This window comes from Nitratireductor luteus, assembly GCF_026162365.1.
Lineage (GTDB): Bacteria > Pseudomonadota > Alphaproteobacteria > Rhizobiales > Rhizobiaceae > Chelativorans > Chelativorans luteus.
In genome coordinates this window covers 138061-158936 of sequence record NZ_JAOANW010000001.1, presented here as the reverse complement: position 1 = coordinate 158936, position 20876 = coordinate 138061, and the positions used below count along the sequence as shown (strand labels likewise).

The 20876-nt window shown below is 62.8% G+C and carries 21 protein-coding genes and 1 pseudogene; 14 read left to right on the top strand and 8 right to left on the bottom strand.

Annotated features, from left to right (window positions below; genetic code table 11):
• Positions 1–54 precede the first annotated feature (54 nt).
• Entirely contained in the window at positions 55–675 is a 621-nt protein-coding gene (locus N1058_RS00830; protein WP_420847920.1) for a LysE/ArgO family amino acid transporter, read from the top strand.
• Here N1058_RS00830 and N1058_RS00825 read toward each other — a convergent pair.
• Entirely contained in the window at positions 655–813 is a 159-nt protein-coding gene (locus N1058_RS00825; RefSeq protein ID WP_265515585.1) for a hypothetical protein, read from the bottom strand. The genes N1058_RS00830 and N1058_RS00825 overlap by 21 nt on opposite strands.
• Before the next feature lie 361 nt (positions 814–1174).
• Here N1058_RS00825 and cysS point away from each other — a divergent pair, with 361 nt between their 5' ends.
• From cysS to N1058_RS00790, 7 genes are all read left to right on the top strand, one after another.
• Positions 1175–2650 (top strand): cysteine--tRNA ligase, encoded by a 1476-nt coding sequence (gene cysS, locus N1058_RS00820; RefSeq protein ID WP_265515584.1) that lies wholly within the window; start codon positions 1175–1177, stop codon positions 2648–2650.
• A 40-nt stretch (positions 2651–2690) separates the two neighbouring features.
• Positions 2691–3080: a VOC family protein gene (locus tag N1058_RS00815; RefSeq protein WP_265515583.1), complete on the top strand. Its 390-nt coding sequence runs from the start codon at positions 2691–2693 to the stop codon at positions 3078–3080.
• A gap of 2 nt (positions 3081–3082) precedes the next feature.
• Positions 3083–3586, top strand: a complete 504-nt coding sequence (locus tag N1058_RS00810; RefSeq protein ID WP_265515582.1) for a GFA family protein — start codon at positions 3083–3085, stop codon at positions 3584–3586.
• On the top strand, positions 3583–4056 hold the full coding sequence (locus N1058_RS00805; protein WP_265515581.1) for a GFA family protein: 474 nt from the start codon (positions 3583–3585) through the stop codon (positions 4054–4056). Before N1058_RS00810 ends, N1058_RS00805 begins: the two co-directional genes overlap by 4 nt.
• Positions 4053–5666 carry a citramalate synthase gene (gene cimA, locus N1058_RS00800; protein WP_265515580.1) on the top strand — a complete coding sequence of 538 codons (1614 nt, stop codon included), beginning with the start codon at positions 4053–4055 and terminating at the stop codon, positions 5664–5666. Before N1058_RS00805 ends, cimA begins: the two co-directional genes overlap by 4 nt.
• 3 nt (positions 5667–5669) lie before the next feature.
• Entirely contained in the window at positions 5670–6611 is a 942-nt protein-coding gene (gene rarD, locus N1058_RS00795; RefSeq protein ID WP_265515579.1) for an EamA family transporter RarD, read from the top strand.
• Between the two features lie 71 nt (positions 6612–6682).
• Complete coding sequence (locus N1058_RS00790; RefSeq protein ID WP_265515578.1) at positions 6683–7075, top strand: DUF4354 family protein; 393 nt, start codon at positions 6683–6685, stop codon at positions 7073–7075.
• Positions 7076–7146: 71 nt separating this feature from the next.
• Here the strand turns inward: N1058_RS00790 and N1058_RS00785 are convergent, their stop codons facing one another.
• Both N1058_RS00785 and N1058_RS00780 read right to left on the bottom strand, forming a co-directional pair.
• Positions 7147–8373, bottom strand: coding sequence for a glycerophosphodiester phosphodiesterase family protein (locus N1058_RS00785; RefSeq protein ID WP_420847919.1), 1227 nt, complete (start codon positions 8371–8373; stop codon positions 7147–7149).
• A gap of 133 nt (positions 8374–8506) precedes the next feature.
• Positions 8507–9115: an LOG family protein gene (locus N1058_RS00780; protein WP_265515577.1), complete on the bottom strand. Its 609-nt coding sequence runs from the start codon at positions 9113–9115 to the stop codon at positions 8507–8509.
• A gap of 245 nt (positions 9116–9360) precedes the next feature.
• Between N1058_RS00780 and N1058_RS00775 the strand changes: the two genes are divergently transcribed.
• The 5 genes from N1058_RS00775 (at position 9361) to pssA (ending at position 15093) form a co-directional block, all read left to right on the top strand.
• Positions 9361–11118 (top strand): LysM peptidoglycan-binding domain-containing protein, encoded by a 1758-nt coding sequence (locus N1058_RS00775; protein ID WP_265515576.1) that lies wholly within the window; start codon positions 9361–9363, stop codon positions 11116–11118.
• Positions 11119–11238: 120 nt separating this feature from the next.
• Complete coding sequence (locus N1058_RS00770) at positions 11239–11586, top strand: ArsR/SmtB family transcription factor (RefSeq protein ID WP_265515575.1); 348 nt, start codon at positions 11239–11241, stop codon at positions 11584–11586.
• Positions 11587–11602: 16 nt separating this feature from the next.
• Positions 11603–13483, top strand: a complete 1881-nt coding sequence (locus tag N1058_RS00765; protein ID WP_265515574.1) for an ABCB family ABC transporter ATP-binding protein/permease — start codon at positions 11603–11605, stop codon at positions 13481–13483.
• An 80-nt stretch (positions 13484–13563) separates the two neighbouring features.
• The gene (locus tag N1058_RS00760) at positions 13564–14262 is read left to right on the top strand and encodes a phosphatidylserine decarboxylase (RefSeq protein WP_265515573.1); all 699 of its coding nucleotides are present in this window, start codon (positions 13564–13566) and stop codon (positions 14260–14262) included.
• 3 nt (positions 14263–14265) lie between these two features.
• Positions 14266–15093 carry a CDP-diacylglycerol--serine O-phosphatidyltransferase gene (gene pssA / locus N1058_RS00755; RefSeq protein ID WP_265515572.1) on the top strand — a complete coding sequence of 276 codons (828 nt, stop codon included), beginning with the start codon at positions 14266–14268 and terminating at the stop codon, positions 15091–15093.
• 66 nt (positions 15094–15159) lie between these two features.
• Here pssA and bla read toward each other — a convergent pair whose 3' ends face one another.
• On the bottom strand, positions 15160–16023 hold the full coding sequence (gene bla, locus N1058_RS00750; RefSeq protein WP_265515571.1) for a subclass B3 metallo-beta-lactamase: 864 nt from the start codon (positions 16021–16023) through the stop codon (positions 15160–15162).
• Positions 16024–16150: 127 nt separating this feature from the next.
• Here bla and N1058_RS00745 point away from each other — a divergent pair.
• Positions 16151–17017 (top strand): annotated as a pseudogene (locus tag N1058_RS00745) (LysR family transcriptional regulator); the annotation flags it as partial.
• A 16-nt stretch (positions 17018–17033) separates the two neighbouring features.
• Here the strand turns inward: N1058_RS00745 and N1058_RS00740 are convergent.
• The 4 genes from N1058_RS00740 to N1058_RS00725 all read right to left on the bottom strand — a co-directional run bounded on the left by N1058_RS00740 (position 17034) and on the right by N1058_RS00725 (position 20864).
• Complete coding sequence (locus tag N1058_RS00740) at positions 17034–17756, bottom strand: 2-acyl-glycerophospho-ethanolamine acyltransferase (protein WP_265515570.1); 723 nt, start codon at positions 17754–17756, stop codon at positions 17034–17036.
• A gap of 160 nt (positions 17757–17916) precedes the next feature.
• Entirely contained in the window at positions 17917–18663 is a 747-nt protein-coding gene (locus tag N1058_RS00735) for an SDR family NAD(P)-dependent oxidoreductase (RefSeq protein ID WP_265515569.1), read from the bottom strand.
• A 41-nt stretch (positions 18664–18704) separates the two neighbouring features.
• Positions 18705–20177, bottom strand: coding sequence for an amidophosphoribosyltransferase (gene purF / locus N1058_RS00730; RefSeq protein WP_265515568.1), 1473 nt, complete (start codon positions 20175–20177; stop codon positions 18705–18707).
• A 147-nt stretch (positions 20178–20324) separates the two neighbouring features.
• Positions 20325–20864, bottom strand: coding sequence for a CvpA family protein (locus tag N1058_RS00725; protein WP_265515567.1), 540 nt, complete (start codon positions 20862–20864; stop codon positions 20325–20327).
• Between the last annotated feature and the right edge of the window lie 12 nt (positions 20865–20876).

Genomic DNA, 20876 nt, shown 5'->3' with positions numbered 1-20876 from the left:
GCTGAGCTCCACTGTCAGTTGCAAAGCCGCGGGCATTCGGCCAAAGACAATTGCATGACGCCAGCCCTGATTCCTCCCTTCATATCGGGTCTGCTCCTTGGTGGATCCCTCATCATCGCCATCGGCGCGCAGAATGCCTTCATTCTGCGGCAGGGCCTCCTGCGCCGGCACGTCTTCCTGCTCTGCCTGATCTGCGCGCTGTCCGATGCGCTGCTGATCGCCGCCGGGGTGGCGGGGCTGGGCACCCTCGTCGCCCGCTCGCCCGTGCTGATCACGGGAGTAACGATCGGCGGCGCGGCCTTTCTGTTCGGCTACGCGGCGCTGGCGTTTCGCCGCGCGATGCATCCGGATGCGCTGAAGGCCGCGCGCCAAGGGGAGACAAGCCTCAGGGCGGCGGTGGCCACCTGCCTTGCCTTCACCTTCCTCAACCCGCATGTCTATCTCGATACCGTGGTCCTGGTCGGCTCGCTCTCCGGCGCCTATGAAGGCAGCGCGCGGACGAGCTTCGCCGTCGGCGCAATCGCGGCATCGTTCCTGTGGTTCTACGCGCTTGGATATGGCGCCAGGCTGCTTCAGCCACTATTCGCGAAGCCGCAGGCCTGGCGTGTGCTCGACATCCTGATCGGCGTCGTGATGGCGGCGCTGGCGCTCAGCCTACTGGCGCGGCTTATCTGAGCGCGCCTTCTGGGGCTTGAGCTTCGAGCAGCACTGTAGCGCTGCATTGATGGCCGCAGGGCCGACCTTGCGGTACTCATCGATCAAGTGGGCCTGATCGGCGCGCTTGTCTTCGGATTTGGTCGTTTGCTGTGCCATTATGATTGCCTGGCGTTCGCGTTACATTAGATTGCGCAGATGCTGCGCGATTCCGACGAAATCATGTCTACAACGATCAGCGCCGGCTTAGGTTCATAAAATTGCGCCAACAAGCTTAACAGTCTCTTCACGCTGTGTGGCCGGCTGGTAACAGGCGCCGGAAAGAACGAGGCCAATACGCGCTTGACGGCGGGCGGTGTGAAGGCGATAAGTCGGGCTATGAAAACGCGGTTGGCCATTATCGGCATTTGCATTATCGGCTAGCGCCGCTCGCTGGTCCGGTCGTTTTCGCTCAATTTCCCCGCACGAAAAACGCCCCAGCCAGCGGCCGGCGCATGATTTCGACTGGGATTGGGAATTGATGAGCGAAGCATTCAAGGGACTGCGCATCACCAACACGCTGACGCGGGAGAAGGAGGATTTCATTCCTCTCGATCCGCTGAATGTGCGCATGTATGTGTGCGGGCCGACAGTCTACGACTACGCCCATATCGGCAATGCGCGGCCGGCCATCGTCTTCGATGTGCTGTTCCGTCTTCTTCGCCATCTTTATGGCGGGGAGCACGTGACCTATGTGCGCAACATCACCGATGTGGATGACAAGATAAATGCCCGCGCCCTGCGCGACTATCCCGGCCTGCCGCTCAACGAGGCCATTCGCAAGGTGACCGAAAAGACGGCGAACCAGTATCACGAGGATGTCGCCGCGCTTGGCTGCTTGAAACCGACCTACGAGCCTCGCGCCACCGAGTTCGTGCTGCCGCGCCCGGACGGCAAGGCCGACATGGCCAGCCTGATTCAAACTCTCATCGACCGCGGCCATGCCTATGCGGCAAAAGGCGAAATCCTTTTCGACACGCAGTCGATGCCGGGCTATGGCGGGCTTTCCAGACGCAAGCTGGAAGACCAGCAGGCGGGCGCGCGCGTGGCGGTCGAGGATCACAAGAAGAACCCGGCCGATTTCGTCCTGTGGAAGCAGTCCTCGCCCGAGGAGCCCGGCTGGGAGGCGCACTTCACCGTCGACGGCAAGCCGCTCGTCATCCGCGGTCGGCCCGGCTGGCACATCGAATGCTCGGCCATGTCGGCCGCCTTTCTGGGCGAGGTCTTCGATATCCATGGCGGCGGCCTCGACCTCATATTCCCCCACCATGAAAACGAGATCGCCCAGTCGCGGTGCGCCCATGGCACCGAAACCATGGCGCGCTACTGGATGCATAACGGCTTCCTGCAGGTCGAAGGCCGCAAGATGTCGAAGTCGGAGGGCAATTTCGTCACCATCAGCGAGCTCCTGCACACGGAGGCTTTCGGCGGGCGCAAATGGCCGGGCGAGGTGCTGCGGCTGGCGATGCTGATGACGCATTACCGCGAACCCATCGACTTTTCCGTGCGCAAGCTGGAGGAGGCGGAAGCCGTGCTCGACGGCTGGTATCGCGCCGTGGGGGATGTGCAGCCGGCCGGAATAGACTGCGCCGACACGGTTGGCGCCCTGCTCGACGACGTGAACACCACCACCGCCATCGCTGCGCTTCATGAACTGCGCGCGGAGGCCGCGAAGGGCAGCGACGGCGCCAAAAGGTGCCTCAAGACGAGCGCCGCGCTCATGGGCCTGCTCGAGCGAACCGAAAGCGACTGGAACGCCGAGCGCGCCGCCGAAGCGAAAATCGACGAAACCGCCCTGCAAGCTGCCGTCGAACGCCGCCTCGCCCTCCTGCGCGTGAAGAACTTCGCCGAGGCCGACATGATCCGTGACGATCTCTCCGCGCAAGGGGTCCAACTCATGGACTATAAGGATCCTGAAAGCGGCGAGCGGCGGACGAAGTGGGAGGTGAGGCGGTGACGATGCATCCTGTTGACACAGAAACAAGGGAGTTCCTTGCATGATCGATCACATCGGTATCCGCACGGCGGATTTCGAAGCCGCCAAGGCCTTTTACGACAAAGCGTTGGCGCCGCTGGGTGCGTCGCTGCTCATGGTGGTGCCGCCGGAATACACCGATGGTGTCAAGGTTGGCGGCTACGGGCGTGACCGGCCGGTCTATTGGCTGAGCGAAGGCGAGCCCGCGAGCGAGCCGAAGCACGTGGCCTTCACCGCCAACAGCCGTGCCGAGGTCGATGCCTTCCACGCGGCAGCGCTGGCCGCCGGCGGCAAGGACAACGGCGCGCCCGGCCTGCGGCCGCACTACCACCTGGACTATTACGGCGCATTCGTCATCGACCCTGACGGCAACAATGTCGAAGCCGTGTGCCACAGGCCGGAGGAGGCGTAGCTATGACGCTCGACAACCAGCCCGTGTTCACGGGCGGCTGCCAGTGCGGCGCGGTGCGCTTTCGCGTCGAGGGCGCCTTGCGGAACGCGTCCATCTGTCACTGCCGCATGTGCCAGAAGGCCTTCGGAAATTTCTACGCGCCGCTCGTTTCCGTCCGCGACGCCAAGCTCACCTGGACCCGCGGCGAGCCGAAACGCTATCAGTCGTCGAACCACGTCAAGCGCGGCTTTTGCGATGCGTGCGGGACGCCGCTGACGTTCGAGGCTCCGAACGAGAGCCATGACGGCGTGGCCCTGGCCATCGGCGCCTTCGACCATCCCGAAGAACTCGCGCCGCAGATACAGTGGGGTATCGAGGGAAAGTTGCCCTATGTGGACGAGCTTCACACGCTGCCCGGCCAGGAGACGATGGAGGATACGCAACTGGCGAGCTATCTCGACGACCTCGTCTCCTACCAGCACCCCGACCACGACACGGATCAATGGCCGCCCGAGGACGGACGGTGAGCGCGGAGCCGTTCACGGGCGGTTGCCAGTGCGGCGTGGTGCGTTTCAGCACCACACGCCTGGGACGGCCGTCCATCTGCCACTGCCGCATGTGCCAGAAGCAGTTCGGCAGCTTTTTCGGCGCTTTCGTCACCGCCTTCGAAGACGATCTTGCCTGGACGCGCGGCACGCCGGCCTTTTTCCGGTCCTCCCAGACGGTCGAGCGCGGTTTTTGCGCCCGCTGCGGCACTCCGCTCGCCTACAGGTATGATGGGGGTATCGAGCTTTCCATCGGTTCCTTCGATCATCCGGAAGCGCTGGAACCCAAGGTCCAGGTGAATTTCAGCAAGCGCCTGCCGTGGATCGAGCGTCTGTTTGAAACGCCACTGAACGACAGTGCGGCGATGGCGGAGTTCCACGCTTCGGTCGTCTCGTACCAGCATCCCGACCACGACACCGATCAATGGCCTCCGGAGCCGTCCGCATCATGAACCGCGAACGCATCTATCTTTTCGACACCACCTTGCGGGATGGCCAGCAGACGCCGGGCATCGATTTTTCCGTCGAAGACAAGATCGCCATTGCCGGCCTGCTGGACGATTTCGGCATCGACTATGTCGAAGGCGGCTATCCCGGCGCCAACCCCACCGATACGGATTTCTTCGCCAAGAGGCGCACCCGCAATGCCTCGTTCGTCGCTTTCGGCATGACCAGGCGGGCCGGCGTTTCCACGTCCAACGATCCGGGACTGGCCGCGCTTATCCAGTCTTCCGCCGATGCCATCTGCTTCGTGGCCAAGAGCTGGGATTACCATGTGCGCGTGGCCCTCGGCTGCACGAATGAGGAGAATATCGAATCGATCGCGGCTTCGGTGGGGGCCGCGCTCGCGGCCGGCCGGGAGCCGATGGTGGATTGCGAGCACTTCTTCGACGGCTACAAGGCCAATCCCGCCTATGCGCTCGCCTGCGCCAGGGCGGCCTTTGAGGCCGGTGCGCGCTGGGTGGTGCTGTGCGACACCAATGGCGGGACGCAGCCGGCCGAAATCCGTGAGATCGTCGCCGCCGTAGTCGCCGCGGGCATCCCCGGCGAGAGGCTCGGCATCCACGCCCATGACGACACCGGCCAGGCCGTGGCCAATTCGCTCGCCGCCATCGAGGCCGGCGTGCGCCAGGTGCAGGGCACGCTCAATGGCATCGGCGAACGGTGCGGCAATGCCAATCTCATCTCCATCATCCCGACATTGATGCTGAAGCCGGTTTATGCCGGCAGGTTCCGGACAGGCATTTCGGCGGAAAAGCTCGCCGACATCTCCCGCCTTTCCCATGCATTCGACGAGTTGCTGAACCGCGCGCCGGAATTGCAGGCGCCCTATGTGGGAGCCTCGGCTTTCGCGACGAAAGCCGGCATCCATGCGTCCGCCCTCCTGAAGGAGCCGCAGACCTACGAGCATGTCCCGCCCGAAAGCGTGGGCAACAGCCGCCGGGTCATGATTTCGGATCAGGGCGGCAAATCCAACTTCGTCGCAGAGCTTACGCGCCGCGGCATCGCGGTCGACAAGTCCGACCCGCGCCTCGATACGCTGATCGCCATCGTCAAGGAGCGCGAGGCACAGGGCTATGCCTATGAGGGTGCGGATGCGAGCTTCGACCTTTTGGCCCGCCGCACGTTGGGCCGCGTGCCCGATTTTTTCACTGTCGACAGCTTCCGCTGCATGGTAGAGCGCCGTTTCGACGCCAACGGGCAGCTGAAGACGGTGTCGGAGGCGGTGGTTCGGGTGACAGTCGACGGCGAGACGCTGATGTCGGTCGCCGAAGGCCACGGCCCCGTCAACGCGCTCGATATCGCGCTGCGCAAGGATCTGGGCAAGTATCAGGCGGAGATCGCCGATCTGGCGCTGGCCGACTACAAGGTGCGGATCCTCAACGGCGGCACCGAGGCGGTCACCCGCGTGCTGATAGAATCCCAGGACGGCGCGGGAAACAGGTGGTGGACGGTCGGCGTTTCCGACAACATCATAGATGCCTCATTCCAGGCGCTGATGGATTCCATCATCTACAAACTTGTCATCAATCGCGAAAAGGCTGGCCTCGCGGCCAAATAATCCATGGCAGATGTCCTTACGAGCGATCCCGCTGCGCGCAGGAGCGACGCGCTTCGCGGCTTCGGGTTCGCCTTTTCCGCCTATTTCCTGTGGGGGCTGCTGCCCTTTTTCATGAAGGCGGTGGCGCATATCCCGGCGGTGGAGATCGTGGCCCACCGGATCGTCTGGTCGGTGCCGCTGGCCGGGCTGGTGCTGCTGGCGCTGGGGCGCACGGGCGACGTAAAGGCGGCCTTCCGCTCGCCCAGGACCCTGCTGATGGCGGCGCTGACCGCCTCGGTCATCACCATCAATTGGGGCGTTTATGTGTGGGCCATTTCCGTGGACCGCACGGTGGAAACGGCGCTGGGCTACTACATCAACCCGCTGCTGAGCATCGCTCTTGCGGCTGTTTTCCTGGGTGAAAAGCTGACCAGGACGCAACTGGCTGCGGTCGGTCTGGCAGCCGTCGCGGTGACGATCCTCACGGTAGACGCCGGCGGGCTACCCTGGGTCTCGCTGGTCCTTGCCCTGGCCTTCGCCATTTACGGTTTCCTGCGCAAGACATTGCCGATCGGCCCCAGCCAGGGCTTTTTCCTCGAAGTGCTCATGCTCGCGGTGCCGGCGCTGTTTTACATATTGTGGCTGGAATCGACGGGGCAGGGGCATTTCCGCCCGTCCGAGCCGTGGGACATCGCGCTGCTTCTGGCCTGCGGTCCCATCACGGCGGTGCCATTGCTGCTCTACAGCTTCGGCGCCAAGCTGTTGCGCTATTCCACCATCGGCATCATGCAGTACATCGCGCCGACGATGATCTTCATCATTGCCGTCTTCGTTTTCGCCGAGCCGTTTGACACCGTGCGCGCCCTGGCCTTCGTGCTGATCTGGACGGGCCTGGCGCTCTACACATGGTCCATGTTCCGCGAAAGCCGGAGAGAGAAGGCCGAGGCGGCCAGCGCCTTGCGCTGACTCAATGCTGCCCATTTTCTCGCCTACGCCGTGATCGTTCATTTAAGCTATTTCCATTGAAGAGGTCTGTTATGAAGTCGATCATGATCACCGCCGCGCTATCCATTTCCGTTTCAGCCGGGTTGCCCGCATTCGCTCAGGAAGGGCAAAGCCTGCTCGTCGCCACACCGACATCGACAAGCACGATGGTGGCGGGCGCCGATGTCGCGTTCATGCGGCAGTTCGATATCCTCCTGGTGAATGGCGGAGACCAGGCCATCGATCTGTCAAAGAGCTGCCTGCAGCTGGTCGGTGTCGACGACGGGGGGAACTTTGAGCTGGAAATGGTGGATGAGAAGCTCGTAACCGGCGTTCTCGAGGCAGGCGCATCCCGCAAGGGATTTGCACGTTTCGCAAGTGAGGACAGGGCGGTCTACGATGCCGATATCGTCCGCTTGAAGACGGATTGCGCGGCCTCGCAATAAAACGCAGTTCGCCTCGCTATTGACACCGGCCGCTCTTTCGATGGGCGGAGCAGCCGGTGTTTTCGGTGCGGCTACTTCAGGCCGAAGCAGTTGGCGTAGTAGGTCGTCGTAGCTGGCCAGTCGGAGAAAAGGCCGACAATGCCGACATCCTGGTGCAGCACGTTCATGAGCTTGTAGACGTCGCCGTCATTATCGATGACATCGCTGACCGACTGGTAGTACCACCCACCGCCGTCCTGGAGCAGACCGGAGCGCTCGGCCGTCCAGGTAATGATCTCAAGCCCGGCCGCCTTGGCCTCCTTGGCATAGGTCGAAGGGACGATCTCTCCATTTTCCACCGCCACGAGATACCACATGGGCGGCGCGATATAGTTGACGCCCATTTCCTTGAGCTCGGCCATGCCGTTGGCCCAGGTCGAGGCGTCCATCGGGTCGAAACCGTCGACAGTGTCGTTGCTGTCGTCGAGGTAGACGGCCTGCTTGCCGAACTCAGGCTCGTTCTCGATCCAGTAGAGCACGTCTTCCAGGCTGAACGACTGCGGGAACACGTCCGCCGGGTCGACGCCGGCTTCCTTGTAGTCGTCGATCATCTGCTGAGCGTAGGTTTCCTGCGTGTAGTCGCCCTCGAAAGGCATTTCAACCGACGGCGCCTTGAGCTCCGGCGTGAACTTGACGCCGAGTTCCTTGAACAGCTCGATGGACTCCATATGCGTCATAACGGTGCCCTTGGTGGCGTAGAGGTCCGTGCGCCAGCCGGCCGTCGCGTCCATGAATTCCGCGACATTCGCCGCCTTGGGGTTGCTGGCGTCCATCTTGCCGTTGAGCTGCCGGAACTCGGCCAGCGTGATATCGGATGTGCGGCACTCGGCGGCCGCGTCCTCGTCGCCGGAGGCCGGCTTGAAAGGCGTGGTGCATTTCGCTCCGAGCTCTGTCGCCAGGATGTCCGTCGTGGTCGCCAGATCGTTTTGCGCGTGGCGGCAGACCAGTTCACGGTCCTTTGTGAACGTCACGTCGCATTCGATCACGCCCGCGCCCATGCGGGCTGCGGCGGTATAGGATTCCCTGGTGTGTTCCGGAAACTGCATCGGCGCGCCGCGATGGCCGATAGACCAGGTGGACTTGGTGAAGGGCCCATTCTGGCAGGACAGAAGCTTTTCCTTCAACGCGCCGTCATCCATGTCCTGGACGAGGTAGAAGGGGCGGGGGCCGAGCTGGACGCTGGCGGCGTCCGTCATCTCAGCCTGTGACAGGCTTGTCGAGCTGGCAAGCACGAGTGCGGCGGCGGCGAGGCGAAGCATAGTCTTTCTCCATGATGCTGAAACGCGCCCGGAGAAAACCAGCATCGTGTAACAGAACCGCCTCAAACATCTGACGCTTTCATGACACCCGTCTCTATCAACAGATCGTCGAGGCAGGCCGAGGATTCCGGCCCTAGAGCCGCTCGATAACGTCGTGGTCCGTCTCTCCGCCTGCCGTTCTTGCCGCTGCATCAAGGATGGATGGGACGATATCCGCTGCGCTTTCGACGATCAGCGGTTTCAGCATGTGCTGTGAATGCACGAACCCTTCGGCCTTCATATGGTCGATGAGCTGCAGCATGGGATCCCAGAAACCGTCTATATTGGCGAAGACGATGGGCTTCTCGTGCCGGCCGAGCTGCGCCCATGTCATGATCTCGACGATCTCCTCCAGCGTGCCGATGCCGCCGGGCAGCGCGACGAATGCGTCGGAACGATCGAACATGAGATGCTTGCGCTGGTGCATGTCCTCCGTGACGATCAGGTCATCCAGGCTTTGAAGCTCCTGCGCCGTTGCTTCGCGGGTCACGAGAAAGCGTGGAATGACGCCGGTGACGGTGCCGCCGTTCTCGAGACAGCCCGCAGCGACGGCGCCCATGATGCCCTTGGTGCCTCCGCCATAGACAAGGCGAAGCCCGGCCGAGGCGAGTGCTTCGCCGAGCCCGTACCCCGCCTTCATGAAAGCGCCGTTGCTCCCTTCGGAGGAGCCGCAATAAACGCAAACGGATCGAATTTTTGTCATAGTCTGTGGGTTGAGGCCGATTGAGGAGGGGATCGAGTCTGCCTCAACCTACAGCATTTTTGCGGTCAGGTGGAATCCACATTGGCCGCTATGTGGTGCAATAATAGGCCTGCAGCGATGCGGCATGCCCCCAAAGCCCGCCCAAGTGGCTTTCACTGTCGGATTTGACCGGCAAATCCGGGCTATTTCTTGTCCCTCTCGGCAAAAGGGGCTAGACCGCTGTCAGGGGCTTAGGAACTGTGACTATGGCAACAATACCAATCAAAGTGCTGCTCTTCATATTCGGCGCCGCTGTGGCCGGGCTGGGCACGGCATATTTTGCCGGCGCACTCGACCCATGGCTCGGAAAAGAACAGCAGATGGAAGTTGCCAACCAGGCGGAAGTTCCATCTTCGACCACTGAAACGGGCAAATCCGACCGGCCCGAGGCCGGCCCGGCACCGGGCGGTCAGGACGCTGGCGACACCGTGGAGCGGGTCGGCGGCGAGAAAGTCATCGTGCCCTCTTTCGACATTGTCCGCGCCGAACCCGACGGATCCCTCGTGGTGGCCGGAACGGCCGCGCCGGACGCGGAAGTGGAAATCCTGAGCGGATCATCGGTTCTGGCCACCACACAGGCCGGGCCGTCCGGTGATTTTGCCGCCGTCCTTGATCAGGCGCTGGAGCCGGGCGACCACAATATCGTGCTGCGATCGACCGCGGGCGACGATGTTGTCGCCACTTCCGAGCAGACCGCGATCGTATCCGTGCCCAGCGACCCGAGCGGCGATGTCGTGGCGCTAGTCCAGCAGCCCGGCGAGCCGAGCCGGCTCATCTCCGTGCCCGAGGCCCCGGTGTCGGGCGAAACGTCTGCACAGGGGACCACGGAAAAGGCGACACCCGAGGAGAAGCTGGCCGGCACGGCCGCTCCGGCCGCGTCGGATGCCACCGTGCCGGAAACGGACATTGCGGCCGCGCCGCCCCGCGATACTTCGGCTGCCAAGGATGTTAAGCGAGCGCTCCCAAGCGAGGCCGAGAAGCTCGCCGGAAGCGATGGCGCGGCAGTGGCGGACGCAGGCGGTTCGGCAGAGACGACGGAAGTCGATGCCGCCGAGGCTGGAGCGAAAGCCAGCGGCGCTCGGACTGAAGCAAGCGCGGATGCGTCGCAGGCCGGCGCGCCATCCGCCGGGACAGCGGCCGATGGCGCGCCTTTCATCGAGGCGGTCGAGATCGACGGCCGTCAGATTTTCGTCGCCGGACGCGCAGAAGCGGGCCGCACCGTGCGCGTCTACATAAACGACACGCTGCTGGGGCAGGCCGTGGCCTCGCCGACGGGCCGCTTTCTTGTAGAGACCGAGCGGGATCTGCCGGTGGGCGATTACATCGTACGTGCCGATATCCTGGCCGATGACGGCACGGTGATCGCCCGGGCGGCGGTTCCCTTCCAGCGGGAATCCGGGGAGAAGGTCGCCGCCGTTGCGCGCCCGCAGCCACCAACCGGTACGTCGCCCGCTCCAGGCTCGGAAAAATCCGGACAGGCTGCGCAGGAGATGTCGCAAGCACCTGCTGCCGGCACCACAACAGACCGCGGTCCCGCCTATGCAGAAGACGGAGCCGAGGCCATCGCGAAAGCCGGAGAACAGACGTCCGGTGGTGCCGACGCGCCTGCGCAGCGGGATACTCGGATGAGTTCCGCACAGACCGCCGAGAGCATGCAGGGCGGGCAGGGTGACGCTAGCGGCGATGGTGTCGTGGTTGCGCAAAAGCTGGAGCCGGTCGACGGGTCGGTCATCATTCGACGCGGCGACACGCTCTGGCATATTTCCCGGCGCGTCTATGGCCATGGCATACGCTACACGACCATCTACCTTGCCAATCGGGATCAGATACGCGACCCGGACCTGATCTGGCCCGGACAGGTCTTTGCCCTTCCCGAGGAAACGGACGAGGGGGAAAAGGCCGATCTGGGCGCGATTGACGATCAGGTCGTCGAGCCGGCAGAAGGCTACAAGGCGCCCCAGTAGCAAGGCGCACGCTGCCGGGACTTCTCAATCCGAGGGTTGATACCGGGGTACAATGGTTTCCGGAAACCCCAGATATTATTTATTGAACGGCAGCTATTCATCGTATATCGTCGATTTACGATGAATGAAAATAACAGTAGCGATAACCTCTGCTGCGGCGACGATGTGCTTTCGCGCCGGTTCTCGGCGTTGGCCCATCCTGCGCGCATAGCCATTCTGCGCCATCTCTCGGGCGTGGAGGCCTGTTGCTGCAAGGATGTGGTCGGCCGGCTACATCTTGCCCAGTCCACGGTTTCCCAGCACCTCAAGGTCCTGCTTGAAGCCGGCCTGGTCCGTGTCAGCCATGTGCGGCAGAGTTCGCACTATATGGTCGACCGCGAGGCGCTGCGCGAAACGGGCCTTGCCGCCAATGAAATGCTGGATGCCTGTGCCGCCGGCACTGGCGACCGAAAAATGACAACCTCCTGACGCAGGGCGCGAACATTTGGCCGACAAGACAGTCTCCGCCGATACCGGCAGCACATTCCGCACGCTGAAAAACCTGTGGCCCTATATGTGGCCATCGGACCGCCGCGACCTGAAGATGCGCGTTGTCGTGGCGACCTTGTTCCTCGTCATGGCCAAGATCGTGCTGGTGCTGGTGCCCTATTTCTACAAATGGGCCACCGACGTTCTGGCGGGCGAGGGCAGTCTGCCTGCGTATCTTCCAGCATTTCTCGCAGGCCCCATAATGCTTGTGGTCGCCTATAACCTCGTGCGCATCGTTCAGCTGGGTTTCAATCAGCTTCGCGACGCGCTGTTTGCCAGCGTGGGCCAGCACGCCGTGCGCCAGCTTGCCTACAAGACCTTCGTGCACATGCACGAACTGTCCCTGCGCTTTCATCTGGAGCGGCGCACCGGCGGGCTTTCGCGCATCATCGAGCGCGGCACCAAGGGCATCGACACGATCGTGCGCTTCACGATCCTCAACACATTGCCGACCCTGCTGGAATTCGCGCTCGCCGCGGGCATTTTCGCCTACGCCTATGGCTGGGCCTATGTGGCCATCATCGCCGTCACCGTAGGGCTCTACATCGTCTTCACCATAAAGGCGAGCGATTGGCGCATCGGGATTCGCCGCCAGATGAACGATTCCGATACGGACGCCAACACCAAGGCGATCGATTCCCTGCTTAACTTCGAGACCGTGAAATATTTCAACAATGAAGGGATGGAGGCCAGCCGCTTTGACCGTTCAATGGCCCGCTACGAGGACGCAGCCACCAGAATATGGACGTCGCTCGGCTGGCTGAACTTCGGCCAGGGCGTCATTTTTGGGCTGGGCATGATGGCCGCCATGGGGCTTTCGGCGTGGGAGGTCATGCGGGGAACGCAGACCGTGGGCGACTTCGTATTCATCAACGCCATGTTGATGCAGCTTTCCATCCCGCTCAACTTCATCGGTTTTGTTTATCGGGAAATCCGCCAGGGCCTGACGGATATCGAGCAGATGTTCGATCTGCTGGACGTGCCGGCCGAGGTGAACGACAAGCCCGGCGCGCGGTCGCTTGCAGTTGCCGAAGGCAATGTCCGCTTCGACAACGTGGTCTTCGCCTACGATCCGGAGCGTCCCATCCTCAAGGGGGTCAGCTTCGAGATTCCGGCCGGCAGGACAGTTGCCGTCGTCGGACCCTCCGGGGCCGGAAAGTCCACGATCTCGCGCCTGCTTTTCCGCTTCTACGACATCCAGCGGGGCGCGGTCACGATCGACGGCCAGGATGTGCGCGACGTGACGCAGGAAAGCCTGCGCGCGGCGATAGGAATGGTGCCCCAGGATACGGTGCTCTTCAACGACACCATCGCCTACAATATCCGTTACGGCCGGCCCGACGCCAGCGAGCAGGAGGTGCGCCGCGCCGCCGAGCTCGCCCAGATCGGGCCGTTCATCGAGAGTCTGCCCGACGGTTACAAGACCATGGTCGGCGAGCGCGGGCTGAAGCTGTCGGGTGGGGAAAAGCAGCGCGTCGCCATAGCCCGCACCATCCTCAAGGCGCCGCCTATCCTCATCCTGGACGAGGCGACTTCGGCGCTCGACACCCACACCGAGCAAGAGATCCAGGCCGCGCTGGATCTCGTCAGCAAGGGACGGACGACGCTGGTAATCGCCCACCGACTCTCAACGGTGATCGGCGCCGACGAAATCATCGTCCTGAAGGACGGCGCGATCACCGAGCGGGGAACGCATCGCGCGCTGCTGGATATGGGCGGGCTCTACGCGGAGATGTGGAGCCGCCAGCTCGAGGCCAGCGAGGCGGAGGAACGTCTGCGGCAGGCGCGCGAAACCGACGAGATGGGCGTCATCGTGCGTCGTCCTCCGGTTTATTGACCGGCGGCAGCGCCACGCGTTGCGGCAGGAGGTGGATTTCGATAGGAAGGCGGCAACGTTCTCCATGAGGCAGTGCGGCGATGAGCCTGGTCGACACAATCAAGAATACTTTCGTTCCGATCCATCGCGAGGGTTACCCCTTTATCGCGGGCTTCGCCGTCGCGACCCTCGTGCTCGGGCTCATCTGGGGGCCGCTGTTCTGGATAGGCCTGATCCTGACGGCCTGGTGCACCTATTTCTTCCGTGATCCGCCGCGCGTCACTCCCGTCGACGACCGTTTCGTGATCGCGCCGGCCGACGGCATCGTTTCGGCGGTGGGCCCCGCCGTGCCGCCGCCGGAGCTAGACATGGGCGCGAGCGAGATGACGCGCATTTCGGTCTTCATGAACGTGTTCTCCTGCCACATCAACCGCGCACCGGTGCGCGGCCGCATATCGCTCATCGAGCATCGGCCCGGACGCTTTCTCAATGCTGATCTCGACAAGGCGAGCGTGGAGAACGAGCGCAACAGCCTGGTCATAGAGAGTCCGCACGGCCCCGTGCCGGTGGTGCAGATCGCCGGGCTTGTCGCCCGCCGCATCGTCTGCTGGGCCGAGGCGCCGGGCGAGATCGGCATGGGCGAGCGCTTCGGCCTGATTCGCTTCGGCTCGCGCGTGGACGTCTACCTGCCGGCCAAGGCCCGCGCGCGCGTGGCCGTCGGCCAGATTGCCGTCGGTGGCGAAACGGTGATCGCCGAGTTCGGCTCGCAGATGCCGCCGCCGCTCGTGCGCGTGTCCTGAGCGATGAGCGGTCCTTTCCCACCCTTCGAGCCCCATGGTGGCGGCGGTCCGCGCATCCGCGAGATACCGCTGCGGATGATCGTCCCCAACCTGATCACGGTTCTGGCCATCTGCGCGGGCCTTTCCGGCATCCGCCTGGCCTTCGAGGACAGGTTGGAACTGGCCGTCATGATGGTGCTGCTGGCGGCTTTCCTCGATGCCGTCGATGGCCGCGTCGCGCGAATGCTCAAGGCGTCGTCGAAATTCGGCGCGCAGATGGATTCGCTTGCCGATATCGTCAATTTCGGCGTCGCGCCGGCGCTCGTCCTTTATGCTTATCTGCTGGACCAGGCAGGCGCCATCGGCTGGATTTCGGCACTTCTTTTCGCGATTGCCTGCGCCCTGCGGCTCGCCCGCTTCAACGTCATGCTGGAAGACCCCGACCAGCCCGCCTGGCAGGGCGACTATTTCGTCGGTGTACCCGCCCCGGCAGGCGCCGCCCTGGTGATGCTCCCGATCTATCTGGGTTTTCTCGGCCTTGGACCCGACCCGGTGGTGGCGCTGGCCGCCTGCGCCTATACGGTCGCGGTCGGCGTGCTCATGATCAGCCGCCTTCCGGTCTATTCGGGAAAGGCTTCCGGCAGCCGCGTGCGCCGCGAACTGGTCATGCCGCTGATGCTGGCCGTCGTGTTCTACGCACTGCTTCTGGCAAGCTACACCTGGCAGACCATGGCCGTTTCGGCCATCGCCTATCTTGGCTTTCTCGTCTTCTCCCAGCGCGCCTATGCACGCCGCGCGGCGCGAGAGGCGAAGAAGGAGGCCGGCCGGGAAAATATCGATCGGAACGGTTAAAGACGCAGGTCGGCAGGCGGTCGACAGGACCGCCTGCCAGTCCAGCATGTCCCGGGTGGGGGCAGCTTATCGCTTTTTCTCGAGAGCCTTTGTCAACTCAGCCTCGAAGGCCGCTTTGGTGGCTGCAGTCATCTTTCCGAGCTGTTGCCTGTCGACAAGGGCCAACGGTCCGCCTTCCTTGAGCTTGCCCTTCATTGCTTGAAGAGTGCGTTTGGTTGGATGATAGGTAAGCACGACGTCTGCTTCCATCGCCGCAAGCCTGCCGAAGCTTTTGCGGAAATCCTCGATGATCGCCGGATAGCGCTTGTTGCCAACCAGGATATTGCCGGCGACGGTGGTGCTGCATGGGAAGACGACGTCGAGCGCCTGTCCATCGACCATCGCCTGAGTAGACCATGTGGTGCAGCCGGGCGTATGCCCTGGGGTCATAGTGGCCGTCATACGGGTGTCGCCGAGGCTTACAATATCGCCATTCATGAGCACCCGGTCGACCTTGACCGCCGGAAAGCGCCCGCGCGGATAGTCTGTCTGGCCACCATGGAGCCCTTCCTCCAGGGCGCCGCGGTCGCCGGCGCTCGCGTAAAGCTTGGCACCGCTGTCACGCTTGAGCTGTGCCACTGCGCCCACATGGTCGTTGTGGGCGTGGCTGGTGATAATGGTTTTGACGTCGCTCATCTTGAAGCCGAGCTTGGCGATGTTGCGCTTAATCATCGGCGCGTTCTCTTCCAGCGTACCGTCGAGCAGAATCGCCTCCTTGCCCGCCGTGATGAGGTAGGCGGCAAGTCCCTCGGCTCCGACATAATAGATGTTGTCGACGATGCGGAAGGGCTCGGTGGGCCTTGTCCAACTGGAACGGTCAACGGCCTGGGCGGCATTGGTGGTAGCCAGCGCCAACGCCAGGCCGCCCGCGGCGGCAAAATATTTCTTCATGGCAATATCTCCAGTCTCTTTTCAAATCACACTTGAATATGGCTGCACTGCCTGATTACTAGGGCTTCGCGCCCGCCACAAACGACGATATGCCCTGCCTGCCATAAATAATATTGAGGCGTCTCCGATGGTCCGTCCGTATCTTCCGCTCAACGGGCTGCGCGCCTTCGAGGCCGCTGCCCGGCACCAAAGCTTCACCCGCGCTGCTATCGAACTTTGCGTCTCGCAGCCTGCCGTAAGCCATCAGGTGAAGCGGCTCGAAGACAGGCTGGATGTCAGCCTGTTCAAGCGCTTGCCTCGTGGCTTGATGCTCACGGCGGAGGGGGAGGCCCTGCTGCCGATAGTGCGCGAATCGTTCGACCAGATGGCCAACATGCTGGAAAGATTCACGAGCGGCTATGTCCGCGAGGTACTCACTCTGGGGGCGGTCGGCACATTTGCAGTCGGTTGGCTGCTGCCCCGGCTTGCGCAGTTCCGCGAGCGCTATCCCCACATCGAGTTGCGTCTTTCGACCAACAACAATCGGGTCGATCTCGCTGCGGAGGGGCTGGATTGCGCCATTCGCTTCGGCAATGGCGCGTGGCACGGGCTGGAAGCGACGCCGCTCTTCGGAGCGCCGCTGGCGGTATTGTGCGTGCCGGAAATTGCGGAGCAACTGTCATGTCCTCAGGACCTTTTCGGCTACACTCTTCTGCGCTCCTACCGGGCCGACGAGTGGCCGGCATGGTTTGCCGCAGCCGGGGTAAAGTCGCCCTTGCCCGTGTCCCATGGCATGATCTTCGATTCCTCGTTGGCGATGATGGAGGCGGCACTGCAGGGGACGGGCGTAGCCTTAGCCCCGCCCGTCATGTTCGATCGCGGCCTTGCCTGCGGCGCGATTCAGCAGCCCTTCGATGTGTTCGTATCAAAGGGCGGCTATTGGCTGACCCGGCTGAAATCCAGAGATGAAACGCCCGCCATGGCGTCCTTCAAGAAGTGGTTGACCGGAGCCGCCGCTCTGTCGAAAGACTCTAAACCGCTTGCTTGCCACCATCTTCAACGGGTTCAGGAGGCAGATTGCGGACTGCGATCATGCGTTGGAAGAAGGCTTGCGCGGCAAGCGGCGTCTCGTCGCCAGCGAGCGCGATCATTTCGGCAATCGTCTGCGGGGGCAATGTGATGAGCCTGAGCTTCGGCGCAAGGCGCCGCCTGGCTCCGGGCGCCAGCGAGAACAGCGTTTCGCTCGCGCCGTCGATATAGATCGGCACAACGCTCGCATCCGCCCTGGTGGCGATCCGCGAAATGGCGCGAAATAGCCGAAACGCCTTGGCCTCCGGCGCTACGTCGTCCGGCAAGTAGACCGCCAGCCTGCCATTGCCCTTGAGCCGCCGCACTAGGCGCCGGCTGACGAAGACATGATGCGCCCGGAATGCGATGTTGCGGGCAAGCGCACGCCAAGGATCGAGCCAGATCGACTGCGACGACGCCTCATCGAGGATGTGCAGCGTGTCGTCGGGAAGCAGAGACAGCATCAGTGCTGGCTCGAGATGCGATTGATGCCAGACCGCGTAGATTACCGGGGGATCCGCTTTCCGGGCCGTTCTTATGGCGCCGTCGTTGATCCGGAACAGAAGCTTGAGCGGCGCATAGAGCAGCGCCTGGTGGAGGTTCAACTCCAGCCTTGCCACCAGCAACGTGGCGAGGCCGACCAGCACCGCGAGGAATGCCCCGAAAAGCGCGATAGCCGCCACCATATCGTGCCTCCCGATCCAGCGCCGCGCGGACGGTACCCGCGCAATGAGTTAGAGCAAACTGGCAAATGCCAATAGCGCCGGACGCATGCATGGCTGCGCGCTCGACATCGCCCGCAGGGTATCCGATGGGGAAGCAGCGTCAATAGTCCTACATGCAGGGCTATTCCGGCATCCGGTATCGCGTGAAGCGGTTCTTCGGAACGTCGAAGATCAGGCCCGTTTCCGTCAGTTCCGGGCTTGCAAGGGGAAGGATTTTCGCTGCAACTTCAGAGGGATGCGGCAGGGTGTTCGGGTCTTCTCCGGGCATCGCCTGGGCGCGCATGGCGGTGCGGGTTGCGCCGGGATTCACGGAATTGACCCGCAACGGCATGTTCCTGGTCTCGTCTGCCCACGAACGCGCCAGCGCCTCGACTGCGGCCTTGGAGGCTGCGTAGGGCGCCCAGAACGCCTTGGCCGAGTGCGCTGCGCCCGACGACATGATGATGGCGCGTCCCGCGTCGGAAGCGCGCAGCAGCGGATCGAGCGAACGGATCAACCGCCAGGTGGCCGTGATGTTGATCTCCATGACCTTTTCGAAGGTCTTGGCCTCGACATGGCCGATCGGCGAGATGACGCCTAGAACGCCGGCATTGGCGACCATGATATCCAGCCTGCCCCAGCGTTCGTGAATGGCGCCGCCGATGCGGTCGATGCCGGCCATATCCTTGAGGTCGAGCGGTACCAGTGTTGTCTCGCCGCCTGCCGCCTTGATCTCGTCGTCGAGCTCTTCGAGCCCGCCCACCGTCCGCGCGACGGCTATCACATGGGCCCCGGCCGCTGCCAGTTCCTTGGCGATAAAGTAGCCGATGCCGCGCGAAGCGCCGGTGACGAGTGCAATACGGCCGGAAAGGTCGGGCTTCTCCGTCATGTCGAATTTCCTGAGATTGTGGATTTATGCCAACCGCGGCATCACTGGCCACCCGCCGCCAGAAGCGAGAGCTGGCGCACATTGTCCGCCCCGTGATGGTCGGTGAGCCGCGTGGGATAGTCGGTGGTGAAGCAGGCGTCGCAATATTGCGGTTGCTCATTGTCGCGGTTCATCTCGCCGACCGCCCGGTACAGCCCGTCGATGGACAGGAAGCCCAGCGAATCGACGCGGATATACTCTGCCATTTCCTCGATCGACATGCGCGAGGCGAGCAGCTTGTTCGTCGACGGCGTATCGACGCCGTAAAAGCAGGAGGCACGGGTCGGCGGCGAAGCTATACGCATATGCACTTCCTTCGCGCCCGCGTCGCGCACCATCTGCACGATCTTCTGGCTTGTGGTCCCGCGCACGATGGAATCGTCCACCAGCACCACACGCTTGCCTTCGATGGATTTGCGGTTGGCGTTGTGTTTCAGCTTCACGCCCATATGGCGGATGGCGTCGGTGGGCTGAATGAAGGTGCGGCCCACATAGTGGTTGCGGATGATGCCGAGTTCGAAAGGAAGGTTCGCCTCCTGCGCGAAGCCGATGGCCGCCGGCGTGCCGGAATCGGGCACAGGCACCACGATGTCGGCCTCCATCGGGTTCTCGCGCGCCAGCTCCGCGCCGATGCGCTTGCGCACCTCATAGACGTTGCGCCCCTCCACCGAGGAATCCGGACGGGCGAAATAGACATATTCGAAGATGCAGAAACGCTGCTTGGCCGGTTCGAACGGAAAATGGCTTTCAATGCCGCTATCCGTCACCACCACCATCTCGCCGGGCTTGATATCGCGCACATAGGTAGCGCCGATGATGTCCAGCGCGCAGCTTTCCGATGCCAGGATATGGGCGCCGTCGAGGTCGCCCAGCACCAGCGGACGGATGCCGAGCGGATCGCGGCAGCCGATCATCTTCTTGGATGTTAGCGCGACAAGCGAGAACGCGCCTTCGAGTTGGCGTACCGCGTCGATGAAGCGCGCATTGGTGTCACGCCCCTTGCTGGTCGCCACCAGATGCATGATGGTCTCGGTGTCGGAAGTCGACGAGAAGATCGAGCCTTCCTTCTGCAGCCGGCGCTGCACGGTCATGGCGTTGGTAATGTTGCCGTTATGGGCGACGGCGAGGCCGCCATCGGCAAGCTCCGCGAAGAAGGGCTGCACGTTGCGCAGTCCTGAGTCGCCGGTGGTGGCGTAACGCGTGTGGCCGATGGCGCGACTGCCCTGCAGCCTGTCTATGACCGATTGCTTGGTGAAAGTGTCGCCGATCAGGCCGATATGGCGCTCGACGTGGAATTGCGTGCCGTCGAAGGAGACGATGCCGGCCGCTTCCTGGCCGCGATGCTGGAGAGCGTGCAGACCGAGCGTGGTGATCGCAGCGGCGTCTTGCCTGCCGAAAATGCCGAACACGCCGCATTCATCATGGAAATGATCATCGGCCTCGCCCGCGAAGGGCAATTCATAGTCTTGTGCCATTCCTGGCCGCCTCGTTTTTCACTAGAGCGCCCTGCATCCACCCGGATGCACCAAGAACGCTCGATCTCTTTGCCTTTCCGCATTTATGCGGACGTCAGGAAGTTCCACCTGACTGCAAATTGCAATGTGTCCTGGCGGCCTTGACCGTCAGTTACTCGTTTCCGTTTCGCCATCCGTGTTCGGCGACAGGCGGTCGATTATAGACGCATCCGGGTCATCCGGCAGCAAATCTTGCAGCCATGCGCCGACGCTGTCCAGGAGCGGGCGGGACTTTGCCTCGCTGACCCAGGCCGGCGGGTTGGAACCCAGCAGCCAGTTCAGGAACAAAAGCGCCACGGCTACCACCAGCACGCCCCTGGCCGCTCCGTAGAGAAAACCGAGGGTGCGGTCCAGTGCGCCGACCCGCGAATCGACAATGAAGTCGGCAATCTTCATGGTTATGATCGTTACGATGATCAGCGCCACGAAAAACACCGCTGCCGCCGCTATGCCCAGCGCCAGCATGCTGTTGTTTATATAGGGCGTCACATAGGGCAGCACAAAGGGGTAAAGGAAATAGGCCGCGATTGCGGCGGCGGCCCATGAGGCGATGGACAGCACTTCCCGCGAGAAGCCGCGCACCATGGCAAGCATCGCCGATACCAGCGTGAAGCCGACGAGTATGCCGTCAAGCAACGTGATTGGCATTGTCACCCCTAC